We start from the raw sequence: 14,306 nt of genomic DNA, 5'->3' as shown, positions 1-14,306 counted from the left end.
GTCCGCACGACGTTGCGGATCCGGTCTCCTCCTATCCGGCCCTCGGGCCGGTGTCGTACAGTTCCTCCCCTTTTCTCGTCGTTCGATGGCACAGCGCCTGGGTCGTCAGCGACCTCGCGGCGGCGCTGGAGCGGGAGTCGGCGCGGGAGCGTTCCCGCGCCGACCCTGGTCGGTGGGGTCGATCAGGACTCGAAGGCCGAGGGCAGGTACTCGGCGACGTTGTCCTTCGTGACGACCGGGGCAAAGAGCTGGATCTGGCGCGGGACTCCGAGCGAGGTCGTGTCGCTCATCGACTTGTTCTGCTCGACAAGGCGGGCGAGCTTGATGCCGTCCGCAGCCTGCGTAGAGGGGTAGACGACCGTGGCCTTGACGACGCTGTCGTCGGCCTCGATCGAGCGCATCACGTTCGCCGAGCCGGCGCCGCCAACGAAGAGGAACTCGCTGCGGTTCGCGCTGTCGATCGCCGCGAGGACACCGACGCCCTGGTCGTCGTCGTGGTTCCAGATCGCGTCGATCTTCGGCGCCGCCTGGAGGAGGTTGGCCGCGGCCTGCTCGCCGCCCTGGACGGTGAAGTCGGCGGCAACACGGTTGCTCACGCTCAGGCCACAGCCCTTGAGCGCGTCCGCGAAGCCCTGGCTGCGGTCCTGGGTCAGCGGGAGGGAGTCGATGCCCGCGATCTCGGCGATGATGGCGCCGGGCGTGTCGCCCAGCTCGCCGCAGATGTAGGTGCCGGCGCTGACGCCCATCCCGTAGTTGTCGCCCAGGATCGTCGAGCGAGCCGCGAAGGGGCTCGAGAACTCGCGGTCGACGTTGATGACGGTGATGCCCGCCTCCATCGCCTGCGTGGCGACCTGGGTGAGCGCCGCCCCGTCGATGGGGAGGAGCACAATCGCGTTCACGCCGTCGTTGATGAAGGTCTCGACCTGACTGATCTGCAGGTTCACGTCGTTGGTGCCCTCGGCGGTGCGCAGTTCGACATCGTCGTACTTCTCTGCCTCCGCGATGGCCGCACGGCTCACGGCGCCCATCCAGCCGTGGTCGGCCGCGGGGGCGGTGAAGCCGATGACGACCTTCTCGCCCGACGCATCGTTGTCGGAGGCGGCGACGGCGGCGGCGCTCCCTCCGGCGTTGCCCGAGGCGACGGGAGTGTTCGAGATGCAGCCGGTGAGCAGGAGGGCGACGGCGCCGAAAGCGAGTCCGGCCGAGCCGAGCCGTGCGGTCTGGCCGAGGCGGCTGCGGGAGAAGGGGCGTGCGGGCATGGGGGTGATCTCCTTCGATCGATGCGTGGTGCCGCAGGGCACAGGTGTCCTGCGGGAGGTGACCTGGGTGGTCGGGTGGGTGCTGTGGAGGGGAGCGGGGTCAGGACTTTCGGCTGCGAGCGGCGAAGCGCTGCTGGAGCAGAACGGCGGCGACGATGATCGCGCCCTTCGCCACGGCCTGGGCCGAGGTCGACATGTTGTTCTGCGTGAAGACGTTGGTGAGGGTCGTGAAGATAAGGACGCCGAAGACGGTGCCGACGATGGTGCCTCGGCCTCCGGCGAGGAGAGTGCCGCCGACGACGACCGCCGCGATGGCATCGAGTTCGTACAGCTGGCCGTGGGTCGAGGTGCCGGCCGTGGTGCGCGCGAGCATCATGACCGCGGCGATGCCGGCCGTGAGACCCGCGAGGCCGTAGATGTACATGGTGTGTCGGCGAACCTTGATGCCGGCGAGGCGGGCCGCCTCCGGGTTACCGCCGACCGCGATGGTGCGCCGGCCGAAGGTAGTGCGATTGAGCAGAATCCAGCCCGCGACCGCGACGACCACGAAGATCAGCACGAGCACCGGGATGCCCAGCACGTCCGCGCGGAAGAAGTCGAGGAACGGAGTGACCGTGACGATCTGCGTCTGCCGATTCGAGATCAGCTCCGCGAACCCGCGGGCGGCAACGAGCATCGCCAGCGTCGCCATGAACGCAACGACGCGTCCGTAAGCGATCAGCGCTCCGTTGATCAATCCGCAGACCAGGCCGACCAGCACCGCGGTGAGCACGATCACCAGCCACGAGGTGTTCGCCGCGTAAAACTGCGTCGAGACGGTGCTCGCCCAGACCGTCGCCAGGCCCATCACCGAACCGACCGAGAGGTCGATCCCGCCCGAGGTGATGACGAAGGTCATACCGATGCTCAGCACCCCGATGACCGCGGCAAGCCGGAGGATCGTGAGCACATTCTCGACACTCGCGAACCGCTCCCCCGCCGTCGCGAATCCGACGATGCACAGGATGACCAGCGCCAGCACGAGGCCGACGTTGCGGCCGAGCGAACCCTGCATCAGGGCGGCCAGCCCCGAGCGGGCGCGGGGCGGGGTCCCACCGCTGGCGCCTCCGGTGGCGGCCGACGCGTGACGGGCGGCGTCCTCCTGCGGACCGCCGATCGACGTCGCTGTGTCGAGCTGTCCGCTCACGCTGCACTTCCTTCCATGACGAGATCGAGCACACGGTGCTCGTCGATCGAATCGGCGGGGCCCTCGTGGACCACCGCGCCGTCGGAGATCACGAGCACTCGGTCCGAAAGCCCGAGGACCTCGCCGATCTCGCTGGAGACCACGAGGACGGCAGCGCCGTTCGTCGCGAGATCCCGGATCAGGGTGTAGATCTCTGCCCGCGCTCCAACGTCGACCCCGCGGGTCGGCTCATCCAGAAGCAGGACGCGGCAGCCGCGCACCAGCCAGCGGGCGAGGAGCGCCTTCTGCTGGTTGCCTCCGGAGAGGGTGCGGGCGTCGCGGTCGACCCCGGCGGGCCTCAGGTCGAGTGCGACCGCCTGCTCGGCCGCCGCCGCGCGCTCGGAGCGCTCGTCGAGAAAGCCGCGCTTGGCGAAGCGGTCGAAGGTCGAGAGGGTGATATTGCGGTAGACCGGCTCGTCCAGGAGCAGGCCCTGGCTCTTGCGCTCCTCCGGGCACAGGCCGATCCCCGCGTCGACCGCCGAGGTCACGGAGCCGGCGCGCAACCGCTTGCCCGCTACACTGACGGTCCCTGAGCTCGCGCGACGCGCCCCATAGATCGTCTCGAGGATCTCGGAGCGACCCGAGCCGACCAGGCCCGCGAGCCCGACGACCTCGCCCGCGCGGATCTCGAGCGAGACATCGGCGAAGGAGCCACGCAGGCCCAGATTCTCGACCTTCAGCAGCGTCTCAGCCTCAGTGGCGACCTCTGGCCTGTCGGGGAAGACATACTCGACGGCGCGACCGGTCATCAGGGTGATGAGCGCCGAGGTCGGCGTGTCGACCACCTCGAGGTTTTTGGCGACCGTCGCGCCGTCCTTGATGACGGTGATCCGGTCGCCGATGGCGCGGATCTCTTCGAGCCGGTGCGAGATATAGACGATCGCGACACCGGATTCGGTGAGCTGGCGGACCACGTGGAAGAGGTTCTCGACCTCCTCCGAATCGAGTACCGCCGACGGCTCGTCCATGATGATGACCCGAGCCTCGTGCGAGAGGGCGCGAGCCATCTGCACGATCTGCTTGCCTGCCGCCGAGAGGCTGCCCACCTCGCGGTGCGGCGTGATCTCGGGGTGGCCGAGGCGCTTCATCAGCTCGCGGGTGATCTTCGACGCCTTCGAGCGAGCGGTGAAGCCGCCGCGCGAGAGTTCGTGCCCGAGGAAGATGTTTTCGGCAACCGAGAGGCCGTCGACGACGTCGAGCTCTTGGTACATCGTCGCAATACCCAGCGCCAGGGCGGCAGTCGGGGACGGGATCGTGACGACGTTCCCGTCCACGAGGATTTCGCCCTCGGTGGGCTGGTGGGCCCCGGCGAGGGTCTTGATGAGGGTGGACTTCCCCGCGCCGTTCTGGCCGAGGAGGCAGTGCACTTCGCCGGGTCGGACATCGAGGTCGACGCCGTCGAGGGCGCGGGCGCCGGGGAAGACCTTGACGATCCCGCGCATCTGCAAAAGCAGCTGCTGAGACTCGTCGGAGGTGCGGGGAAGAGGCTGTGCAGCAGTGCTGCGGGGGTCTGCGGTGACCATGCGGTCGAAGCTACTTCTACTTACGTCGCCGGTCAAGCAAAAGTTCTGAACCGATTCGAAGGTAATCGGGGCCCTTGTGCAGCGAACACCGGGGTCGGCTGCGCCCGCGCTAGCACTGGGATCCGCGGGATTATGCGACATCTGGGGGTGCGGTTTGAGACATCGAGTCGCCGTGAGAGCGCTCTCCCATCGCCCCGAGTCCCGTCGAGTACCTCCCGCCCGGGCGCGTCACTTTCCGACGCTCGGCGGTCGCCGTCGTCGAAGGGGGCTCGGGGTGGCGTGTAAAGGCGTCGCGGATTGCCGTTTGTGACTTCCGTTCTTCTCTATGCTCCCGAGCGAACTCACGTGGGACGTTTCGGCTCGCCGAGTCGGGAAGGGGCGGGTGTCGTGGCGGATTCAGGTGCGATTGAGGAGGACGTCCCGTTCGATGCCCGGCGACACGTCCATCGCGACCCAGAAAGCCCCCGACAACTAACCGAAGGCAACCATCCGTCCTGATGCGGCGAAGGAGAATGCGGACGCGGGAACGAGGTAGCCAGACCCCCTGCACCCGTGGCAGTGTCGTACGGCCGACGAAAGGACGACGATGTCGAACGACCGAGTACTGCGCGTCGCGATGGTGGGGACCGCCTTCATGGGCCGCACCCACTCGCACGCCTGGCGGACCGCCTCCCGCTTCTTCCCCCTCCCGCTGCGCCCCGAACTGGCCGTGCTCGTGGGGAGCAACCCCGATACGACGGCGGAGCGCGCCGAGCAACTCGGCTGGAGCGAGGCCTCGACCGATTGGCGTGCCGTCATCGCCCGCGACGACATCGACCTCGTCGACATTTGCACGCCCGGCGACACGCACGCCGAGATCGCTCTCGCCGCCCTCGAGGCCGGCAAGCACGTGCTGTGCGAAAAGCCGCTGGCCAATTCCGTGGAGGAGGCGGAGCGGATGGTCGCCGCAGCCGCCGCCTCCGAACGGATCGCGATGTGCGGCTTCAGCTACCGTCGCACGCCCGCGCTGGCACTGGCCAAGCGCTTCATCGAGGAGGGGCGGCTCGGCGCAATCCGCCACGTCCGGGCGCAGTACCTCCAGGACTGGCTCTCCGACTCCGAAGCGCCGCTGACCTGGCGCCTACAAAAGGAGCGTGCCGGTTCGGGTGCCCTCGGCGATATCGGCGCGCACAGCATCGATACCGCCCAGTGGCTGACCGGCAGCAGCATCACGTCCGTCTCCGCGACGCTACGGACCTTCACCACCCAGCGCCCTGTGCTGAGCGAGCAGGTCGGTCTCGGCGGGCGCGCCGGCGCTGACGCTCCGCGCGGCGCTGTGACCGTGGACGACGCCGCGGCCTTCACCGCGGCCTTCGAGGGCGGCGCCCTCGGCGTCTTCGAGGCAACCCGCGTGGCTACCGGACGCCGCAACGCGAACCGCATCGAGGTCAACGGCGAACTCGGCTCAATCGCCTTCGACTTCGAGCGGATGAACGAGCTGGAGTACTACGACGCCCGCGACCCCGAGGAGGCGCAGGGTTTCCGCCGCATCCAGGTCACCGAGCCCGCGCATCCGTACATGGCCGCGTGGTGGCCGACCGGGCACGGCATCGGCTATGAGCACCTGTTCACGCACCAGGTCGTCGACCTGGTCGAGGCGATCGCCTCCGGCACGGCCGCCACGCCGACATTTGCCGACGCGCTCGACGTGCAGCGCGTGCTCGACGCGGTCACCACGAGCGCCGCCTCCTCTTCGACTGCCACCGCGGTCACGCGCTGACCCCTCCGCGAGATGCCACTCGCGACGAACATCGTCGGCGTGTCGCGCGTCACAAGTGGCATCTCGCAGAAGCATCAGGGAGTGCTCACGACGCGGAGGGCGGGCGCGTCCCGGTAAATCCGATCACCCGCGAGGATCGGCAGGTTCTTCGCGATGGCACACGAGGCTACCCATCGGTCTCCGGTATGGCGCTTGTCCTGGAGGGCGTGACCACTCCGCCGACAGGCCGCGAAGAGGACCGCATGGGCGTCGATCACGTCATGGTCGACGCCCACCGTCGGGCGTGCGTCGAGCACGGCACGCAACCGCCCCATTCGCGTGGATCCCCACTCTGCGGCGAGCGCGCCCTGAAGTACCTCCGCGCGCGTCTGGAACGCGATCACCACCTGACGTCCACGCAGGACCTGTCGCCACGCCTGGACAGCCCCACTCTCCGCGCGAGCACGGGAACGGCGGACGAAGAGGCGACTGAAGACATCCGTGTCGACGAGGACCGGACTCATCATCATCCCCGCACCGCATGGAGGAAGGATGCGAACTCCTCGTCGGTCAACTCAATTCCGGTCTCGCCATCAGCGCCGGTCGAAGACCCGAGGATCCGCTCGAGCGGCACCGCGCCGGGGACGCCTCCATCCTTGATGGCAGGAGGAGCGAGGGTGATCGCGGCAGACCGCAGCGCGATGAGAAGGCCGCGATCGTCGTACTCGGGCATGCCGACCGCGACGACCTCCCGTCCGAGCAGCGCACCGGCGGAGTCGTCGTCGTCCACCGCAGGGAGTTCCAGTCGGGCGCCGAGCGCATCCTGGATCGCGAAACGATGCGTGCGGAGGTTCGCCGAGTACAGCCGACCCACGAAGGTCATCTCCTGGTTACCTGCGCGCAGCGGCGCCTGCCAGACGGAACGATCGACCGCGGCAGTACTGAACTCCGCGCGAGTCACCCCATCGACGACGAACTGGACCTGCTGAGCGGACGCTTGTAGCGCGTTGACGACATGGGCTGCGGCACGTGCGATCGAGTCACCGATCCAACCAGGGCGCTCATTGCGGGCGACCGCTTCAATGACTGCCATGAAGTCCGCGTCGATCGTCTGCTCCTCCTCGCTCTCGAAGTCGAGAGCGTCAACGACGCCCGCTCGTCGCACCCTGACCGTCGTGCTTCCCGCCGTTAAACCGATCGATAGGCGCGCGACCTGCAGGGTTCGCCGAGGCGCTCTACCCACTGGTTCCGCTCTGGTCTCGACACGTCCGATCTTCGTTGCGAGCTCCTTCACGCTCTCGACCAGTTCGAGTAGCTGCTCTGCCGGCAGCTCTCCCTCGGGCGCGTTCGCTCCGATCAGATGGAAATCAAACTGCATCGGCATCGCGCTGGCTCCTGTCTCCGTCTCAACCGGCCAGGCCATTGTGCCCGTCGTGAGAGCGAACCGTAGCCTCCCCTCCGCGAGATGCCACTCGTGACGCCCATCGTCGGCGTGTCGCGCGTCACAAGTGGCATCTCGCAGCGGGAGGCTGACTCCTACTTACCCGCGATCTTCGCCGTAAGGGTGTCGGCCCAGGCTTGCGCGAGTCCGCGGATCTCGGCGTCGGTAGTCGTGGACGGCCCCACGATCTTGTTCTCGTCGAGCGCGAGGAACGCGGTGCGCAGGTCCGCTTCCTCGGAATCCGAGGTCGTGAACCAGTGCACCGCAGCATCGCGCGCCGCCGTGATGTTGCCCTCAAAGCGGGCGTCGAGGAACTGCTGGAACCTGGTGCGGTATCCGTCGGAACTTGCGGTGTAGTAGGAACGCATCGCGGCCGCGACAGAGACGTCCTTTCCCTTCGTGAGGAGTCCGAGGACACATCCGTCCACATCCCCCTGGTAGAGATCGGAATTGAACGGCGTCGCCCGCTTCGCGATTGTCGCCAGGCCGAACGCGTGGGCATCCGATGTCCCGCCCGAGTTGCGGGAGTTGATGTAGTCCACGAACGTCCGCGTCAGGTCACTCGTCCAGCCGAGGAAGTCGCCGACCGTCGAGGTGGATCTGTCGGCGGGCAGTTCATAGCGCCGAGCACCCGCCATCGCCAACGCCATGTGGTCGACGGACATCATCGTCGAGATCTCCGGACCGATGGTGTGGTAGACCCGCTCCCGCTTCTGCGCCTCAACGAAGGAGACGAAATCCTTATTGACGTCGCCGACGAGGCTTCCCCATCGCCACGTCGTGTAGCGGGGGGCTCGGAGAAACTGCAACGTCAGCTCGTTCGGGCATCCCGGGGTGGCACCGGGGTGCGCCGCAAGGAACGCTACGGCCTGAGAGTAGACCCAGTCCGCGTAGTCGAAGAAGTCCTGCGGGGCGTCGAACTCCTTGGCTCCGTCGTCTCGACCGTTGGCGATGATCTTGTCGAGATTCATCAGGTCATCACCCGAACCGATTGTGTAGACATTGATTTGCTCGAATGCCCACTCTGGCGGGAAGGGCTGCGCGAAATTACCACTCCAGAGGTTGGGCTCGTCGGCGATGAAGCAGAGGCTGGCGAGCTTCTTCTCGATGATGATCCGGCACGTCCGACGAGAACCGTAGATGCCCACGTTGTAGGCGCTGCCGACGCTTGCGAGGCCGTCCTTCACTCCCTGGAAGTGTGACGCGACAGCGCCCTTCGCCTCCTTCTCGGTCGCATTGAAATCGACCGCGAAGTAGATCGTCATCCCGGCTTTCAGGCCGTAACCGCGGCCCGCGGCGTGCGCCTTCTGGCCGGCGGCATACCCGCGCACGTAGGAGAACGAATCAGCATCTTCTCCCCCCTCCTGAAAGATGGGGAAGACGCGCAGACCCGCGTCGGTGATGGTTTTCAGCTCGCCCGGCTGGATCTTCTTATCGTTATAGTCCGACACCTCGGTGTTCGTCAGGTACCGCCCGATGATCTGATAGCCGTTGTCCGTCAGGAGCTTCGCGCGCGCCTTCGTGACATGGTCCATGCTGCAATCGGCTGCAATCGCCTTTTGGGCGGCCGTCCGATCGGGATCGCCGTAGGACATGACAAGCGAGCACCAGGTCGACATATCGCCAACCCCCGTCTCAGGCAGTAGCACAATCTTCTGGAACGACTTCAGCGCATCAGCCATAGCTGGCGTGAATCGACCGTCGTAGGGTCCGTCGGTGCAGTAGCCGTTGACGAGGAGCGAAGCCTGAAGAAGATGGACGAAGTACTTCGAGGAGTCGACGGCACCCATTTTCATCCCCGCGGCGTAGTCCTTCAACGCCGCTCTCGACTTCGGACCGAGATGGCCATTGGCGACGTCGTCAGCGAGGCCCGACTCGTACTGGATTCCGTACACAAGCCCCTCGTTGAACTGAGTCGTGTACAGCCCATCACAGGGAACGACGGCGAACGTGCCGCGGGCCAGATACCGCTTGTTGAGGTCCTGTTGGATCTGGCGCATCAGTGACGAGCCGCCGGACGCCAAAACGTAGGTATCGCTCAAGAGGAGGCTTTTTACGAGCTTGGGCATGAGGTCTGGGCCCGCGTCGATCCCGATCTCCGTTCGAATCTTCGCGATCGCCGAGGAGGTCTTCGCGTCGAATGTCTTCCACGTCGTTCCGCCATAGTATCCTTTGCACCAGAGAGCACACTGGACGATCGCGATGATGTTCTTGTTCGGCGTCATGTCATTGATCACCTTGTATTCGCTTGTCAACGTCGAGAGCGTCTCGTCCGAGAAGTCATCCGAGCGCTTCAGTTTTAGCTCGACCTGCAGGGCCCGGGTGAGAGCGATCCGCGTGGCCTGGTCGGCATCACCCGACTCCTTCACCGGAGAATAGCCCTCGACACCCTTGTAGGTGGAGTTGACCCACTTCTGAGATTCTAGAACCCACTTATCCGCCATTGCTCGCTCCTCCTAGTTCTTTCCCTGTAGGACGTCACTGCCCTGCGGTGACGCAGGAGGCGTGAAGTCCATCACTTCGTACTTGCTGGTCGCACGCGCTGCGTTCTCTGCACCGCTCGGTCCCGAGAACGAGACGGAGGGGTAGACGACGTTCTGTACCGGGGGCAGGGGATCCGGGGTCGAGGTCGAGAGGGTGACCTCGATCGCGGATCCTGCTTCGATGCTCCGGTGCAGCGTGATGCTGAGAGTCCTGCGCTCATCCGTTGTCTCCTCCGAGACATCGAAAGCAGCTGCCTCCCAGGGGACGGTCACGACGTTGCCGGTCCCCTGCTCGGCGGGAGCCGGCGCGATGCGGATGACTGTGCACGAGCTGCTGAGTCGGGAGTCGAGAACGACCGCGAGCACGGACTCAGCGGGTGCGGGTGCCGGCCCGACGCTGGTGCAGGTGACAGAAACGGGTGAGCGGAACGCACTTCCGTGGGAACGCCAGGACGCCTCCAGTTCGACGCCCCAGGCCAGTCCGGATGCCGAGGGCGTCTCCGGAGTCCACTCGATCCTGGCGAGTTCACCGTCCGACTCATCGAGGATCACCACTGCCATTGGCAGCGGATCGTTGATGTTCTCGTGCGGATAGTTGTCGCGAACGGTGAGGGGCACATCGATGGTGAGGAGAGGGGCGGTTGTCCCGTCCGAGAGGTCGGGAACGGAGTACGAGACGGTCGACTGCTCAGGTGGCTCCTTCTGGGAGATGTCGGTGGAGATCACCTCGTAGCGGTCCTCGTGGGCGACCACCGCCGCGCCCGAAGCGGAGAAGAGTCGAGCGTCGTAGCGGACGACGACACGGCAGCCGGCGGGCCGACTGAGCTGGACCTGTTCGGACAGCGAGTAGGCGAAGGCATGGCGGGAGGCGAAGTTTCCACTCGGGATGTCGAGCGTGGCGACCTCTCCGGGCACGATCGTGGCCGCGAGAGGAGGCGAAGCAGGAGTCGCAGGGGCGGCGGAGGCAGCGGGTGCAGCGCTCGCGACGAGCACGGGAGCACTGGCGATCGCCGTGACGAGGAGCTGGCGTCGGTTGAAGAGCATCGTCTGGACGGTCCTTTCTATCGAGGGCGCGCCCCGGGCGGCTGCTCGGGAACGCGGGCGGACGCGACGGTACGGCGTGCGGCAGTGTCCCCGGTGCGAGATCTCCCCACGACCACTCACATCCGCGAAAACGGTCCCGCGCGTCCCTACTGCCGCATCGCGCGCGACGCCGCGAAGACATTCCGCGACCGGCCGCTTTTTGCCTGGTCCCTCGGCGTGTCGATGAGACCGACCACGGCTCGCGGAGGGAGGAACTCGGCGAGCGGCTACAGCGGGCGGCCGCCAGTGCCGGTCCTGCGACATAATGCGCCTATGAGCAAGAAAATTGACGCTGCGCATCGCGCGCTCGTGGCCGCCCTCGGCAAGCACGCTCGACTCGTGTCGGACAAGTCCGCGAAACCGCGGAAGGTTGAGCGGGCAGGAGCCGAGCTTCGTGCAGCGACGAAGGCGTACGCCGCCCTGGTCTCGGCACGCACCGGCACCGCGAGCCCCTTCGCCGACCTCGCCGACCCGAGACTGGACAAGCCGACGATCGCGTCACTGCGGGCCGAGCGCGACGCCATCGCCACCAAGATCGCGAAGCACGAAGCCGAGTCCGTCGAGAACGGCGCGCTCGCGAGCTGAACGCGTTCCGAGTCGCCCTGTTACGCATGAGTTTCGCGCTGAGCCCACCACCTTCGTACGGTGGTCCCCGGGTTCCGCGCTGGTGCGGCGTCGAGCGACCGGAGGCCGGTCGCAGCGCTCGCGGTGACCAGCACCGCGCGGCGGACGCGCACTGCTCGGCTGCTCTCCACGGAAGGATCCCCACAGCATGTCCCTGCACACGAGACTCCTCGCAACCGCCGCGGTAGTTGCCTCCGCAGCCCTCCTCCTCGCCGGCTGCTCCAGCGCCCGGAGCGCAGACGCTCCCGTTCGGATCGGCGTGGTCGGAGCGAGCGACCCCTACTGGGCGACCTACGAGCAGGCCGCGGCAGACGCCGGCATCAATGTCGACATCATCGACTTCAGCGACTACAACCAGCCCAACCCGGCGCTGACCGAGGGCGAGCTCGACCTCAACCAGTTCCAGCACATCGCCTACCTGGCGCAGTACAACGCCGCCTCCGGCTCTGACCTCGTGCCCATCGGCACGACGGCGATCTACCCGCTCGGCCTGTACTCCTCGAAGTACGACAATGTCGCCGACATCCCCGCGGGCTCGACCATCGCGATCCCGAACGACACGACCAACCAGACTCGCGCCCTGTTCGTGCTGCAGTCGGCCGGGCTCGTTCAGCTGAAGGATGGCGGCACGGTGCTCTCGGACGTCGATGCCGTCGAGCCGTCGTCGAAAGTCCAGGTCACCGCGCTGGAGGCGTCCCTCACGCCAACCTCGCTCCCCGATGTCGCCGCGGCAGTCATCAACAACGACTTCATCGCGAACGCGGGCCTGAAGGCCGAGGATGCGATCGCACAGGACGACCCGAACGACCCCTCCGCCCTGCTCTACGCCAACATCTTCGCGGCGCGCGCCGCCGACGCCCAGAACGAGACGTACACGAAGCTCGTCTCGATCTACCAGGACACCCAGTCGGTGCTCGACGGCGTCAAGGAGCAGTCCGGTGGTACGGCAGTCTTCCTGAAGACGCCCGCCTCGGACCTCGAGAGTTCGCTCCAGTCCGCCGAGAAGGCCATCACCGCGGCGTCCTGACCGCCCTCCCGCCCTCCTCCCCCTCCCCTTTCTCGCGAAATGTCGCAAGAACTTCGCGAGATCAGGCAGTCCGGTCGAAATCCCCTGCCGCGGCAGCACATCTCGACCGGCTCGGCGCATCTCGCGACATTTCGCGGCGGGCGGGCGGGAGGGCGGGCGGGCGCGACCGACAGAAAGGGCGCACTGTGCCGCTCATCCGATTGACCGACGTACGCAAGGTGTACCCGAGGCGGGGGGCAGCGTCGACCGCGGCCGTGGACGGGGTGAGCCTCGAGATCGAGACGGGCGACGTCTACGGCGTGATCGGCTACTCCGGCGCCGGCAAGAGCACGCTCGCCCGGCTGATCAACGCGCTCGAACCCGCGACAAGCGGCAGCATCGAGATTGACGGCCGCGAGACCGTGGGACTCCCCGAGCGCGAGCTGCGCAGACTGCGCTTGGGCATCGGGATGATCTTCCAGCAGTTCAACCTCTTCGGCTCGAAGACCGTCGAGCACAACGTCGCCTACCCGCTCCAGGTCGCGGGCGTCCCGCGGGCGCAGCAACGCTCCCGGGTCGAGGAGATGCTCCGCTTCGTGGGCCTCTCGGACCGGGAGCGCAGCTACCCGGAGCAGCTCTCTGGCGGGCAGAAGCAGCGCGTCGGCATCGCCCGCGCGCTCGCGGCCTCTCCGCGGATCCTGCTCGCCGACGAGGCCACCAGTGCCCTCGACCCGGACACCACCGGCGAGGTGCTCGCACTGCTCCGGCGGATCAATGAGGAGCTCGGCGTGACAATCGTCGCGATCACGCATGAGATGGACGTCGTGCAGCAGCTCGCGACGAAGGTCGCAGTGATGGAGTCGGGTCGGATCGTCGAGCGCGGCCCGGTCTTCGACGTGTTCTCGGCGCCGCGAGAGCCGGTGACCCAGCGATTCGTGTCGACCGTCGTCCGCTCGCTGCCCTCTGTGGCGGAGGCGGCGGTGCTGCATGCACGCCACCGCGGCCGGCTGGTCACGCTCTCGTTCTCGGACGACTCCGCCTCACAGGGCGATGTCTTCGCCGAGATCGCGGCGTCGGGAGTGCCACTCGAACTCGTCTACGGGGGCATCACGGATGTCCGCGGGCGCACTTTCGGCCACCTCACCCTCGCCCTCGATGCGCCGGACGGCGTCGTAGAGCCCCTCCTCGCCCGCCTCGGCGGCCGCGTCGCCCTCACGGAGGTGCCTCGATGAACGAGCTGATCCCGCTCCTGCCCAAGCTGGCCCAGGCGACCGGCGAAACCCTCTACATCGTGGCGCTCAGCCTGGTGTTCGGCGGGCTCGGCGGGCTGCTGATCGGGCTGGGGCTCGCCCTGACCCGCGGCGGCGCTCTGTACGCGAACCGTACCGTGTATGGGCTCCTTAACGTGATCGTGAATATCTTCCGCCCGATCCCGTTCATCATCTTTATTGCCGCGGCTCAGCCGCTCGCCCGCCTCGTCATTGGCTCGGGCATCGGCACCGACGCGATCGTGTTCACCCTCTCGCTCGGCGCGGCGTTCGGCATCGGGCGGATCGTCGAGCAGAACCTGCTGACGGTGCAGCCCGGCGTCATCGAGGCGGCCCGCTCGGTCGGAGCGAGCCGGTTCCGCATCGTGCGGACGGTGCTGCTGCCGGAGGCGCTCGGTCCGCTGATCCTCGGCTACACGTTCGTGTTCGTCGCCGTCATCGACATGTCGGCAGTGGCCGGTTACGTCGGCGCCGGCGGGCTCGGCAGCTTCGCGATCCAGTACGGCTATCGGCAGTTCGAGCCGATCGTCACCTGGGCAGCGGTGCTGGTCATCATCATCATCGTGCAGCTCGTCCAGCTCCTCGGCAACACCCTGGCCCGCCGCGTCCTCCGCCGCTAACCCCCTCCGCGAGATGCCTCTCGGGTACGCGACCGG

At 67.0% G+C, this 14,306-nt stretch carries 12 protein-coding genes; 5 read left to right on the top strand and 7 right to left on the bottom strand.

All coding sequences use genetic code 11. The annotated features are described in order from the left end of the window. Positions 1 to 182: 182 nt before the first annotated feature. The 3 genes from HRF29_RS10850 to HRF29_RS10840 all read right to left on the bottom strand — a co-directional run bounded on the left by HRF29_RS10850 (position 183) and on the right by HRF29_RS10840 (position 3,926). A complete protein-coding gene (locus tag HRF29_RS10850; RefSeq protein ID WP_173248633.1) occupies positions 183 to 1,259 on the bottom strand; it encodes a substrate-binding domain-containing protein in 1,077 nt (358 codons plus the stop codon). A gap of 100 nt (positions 1,260 to 1,359) precedes the next feature. Beyond that, a complete protein-coding gene (locus HRF29_RS10845; protein ID WP_173248729.1) occupies positions 1,360 to 2,313 on the bottom strand; it encodes an ABC transporter permease in 954 nt (317 codons plus the stop codon). Positions 2,314 to 2,441: 128 nt separating this feature from the next. Continuing rightward, the gene (locus HRF29_RS10840; protein ID WP_173248727.1) at positions 2,442 to 3,926 is read right to left on the bottom strand and encodes a sugar ABC transporter ATP-binding protein; all 1,485 of its coding nucleotides are present in this window, start codon (positions 3,924 to 3,926) and stop codon (positions 2,442 to 2,444) included. A gap of 667 nt (positions 3,927 to 4,593) precedes the next feature. Here HRF29_RS10840 and HRF29_RS10835 point away from each other — a divergent pair. Next, positions 4,594 to 5,766 carry a Gfo/Idh/MocA family protein gene (locus HRF29_RS10835; RefSeq protein WP_173248630.1) on the top strand — a complete coding sequence of 391 codons (1,173 nt, stop codon included), beginning with the start codon at positions 4,594 to 4,596 and terminating at the stop codon, positions 5,764 to 5,766. Between the two features lie 74 nt (positions 5,767 to 5,840). Here the strand turns inward: HRF29_RS10835 and HRF29_RS10830 are convergent, their stop codons facing one another. From HRF29_RS10830 to HRF29_RS10815, 4 genes are all read right to left on the bottom strand, one after another. Beyond that, positions 5,841 to 6,275, bottom strand: coding sequence for a PIN domain-containing protein (locus HRF29_RS10830; protein ID WP_173248628.1), 435 nt, complete (start codon positions 6,273 to 6,275; stop codon positions 5,841 to 5,843). Next, positions 6,272 to 7,129: a hypothetical protein gene (locus HRF29_RS10825; RefSeq protein ID WP_173248626.1), complete on the bottom strand. Its 858-nt coding sequence runs from the start codon at positions 7,127 to 7,129 to the stop codon at positions 6,272 to 6,274. Before HRF29_RS10825 ends, HRF29_RS10830 begins: the two co-directional genes overlap by 4 nt. 152 nt (positions 7,130 to 7,281) lie before the next feature. Further along, positions 7,282 to 9,630: a glycoside hydrolase domain-containing protein gene (locus HRF29_RS10820; protein WP_173248624.1), complete on the bottom strand. Its 2,349-nt coding sequence runs from the start codon at positions 9,628 to 9,630 to the stop codon at positions 7,282 to 7,284. A gap of 12 nt (positions 9,631 to 9,642) precedes the next feature. After that, complete coding sequence (locus HRF29_RS10815; RefSeq protein ID WP_173248622.1) at positions 9,643 to 10,713, bottom strand: hypothetical protein; 1,071 nt, start codon at positions 10,711 to 10,713, stop codon at positions 9,643 to 9,645. 312 nt (positions 10,714 to 11,025) lie between these two features. On the opposite strand from HRF29_RS10815, the gene HRF29_RS10810 reads away from it, so the two are divergent. The 4 genes from HRF29_RS10810 (at position 11,026) to HRF29_RS10795 (ending at position 14,270) form a co-directional block, all read left to right on the top strand. Beyond that, positions 11,026 to 11,337, top strand: a complete 312-nt coding sequence (locus HRF29_RS10810; RefSeq protein ID WP_173248620.1) for a hypothetical protein — start codon at positions 11,026 to 11,028, stop codon at positions 11,335 to 11,337. A 187-nt stretch (positions 11,338 to 11,524) separates the two neighbouring features. Next, the gene (locus HRF29_RS10805) at positions 11,525 to 12,403 is read left to right on the top strand and encodes a MetQ/NlpA family ABC transporter substrate-binding protein (protein WP_173248618.1); all 879 of its coding nucleotides are present in this window, start codon (positions 11,525 to 11,527) and stop codon (positions 12,401 to 12,403) included. Positions 12,404 to 12,588: 185 nt separating this feature from the next. Beyond that, positions 12,589 to 13,614, top strand: coding sequence for an ATP-binding cassette domain-containing protein (locus HRF29_RS10800; protein ID WP_173248616.1), 1,026 nt, complete (start codon positions 12,589 to 12,591; stop codon positions 13,612 to 13,614). After that, positions 13,611 to 14,270, top strand: a complete 660-nt coding sequence (locus HRF29_RS10795) for a methionine ABC transporter permease (RefSeq protein ID WP_173248614.1) — start codon at positions 13,611 to 13,613, stop codon at positions 14,268 to 14,270. Before HRF29_RS10800 ends, HRF29_RS10795 begins: the two co-directional genes overlap by 4 nt. Positions 14,271 to 14,306 lie beyond the last annotated feature (36 nt).

The sequence above is a fragment of the Rathayibacter agropyri genome, from assembly GCF_013249015.1.
Lineage (GTDB): Bacteria > Actinomycetota > Actinomycetes > Actinomycetales > Microbacteriaceae > Rathayibacter > Rathayibacter agropyri.
Note: the sequence above shows the minus strand (reverse complement) of the source record. Positions and strands in the feature narration are given on the sequence as shown.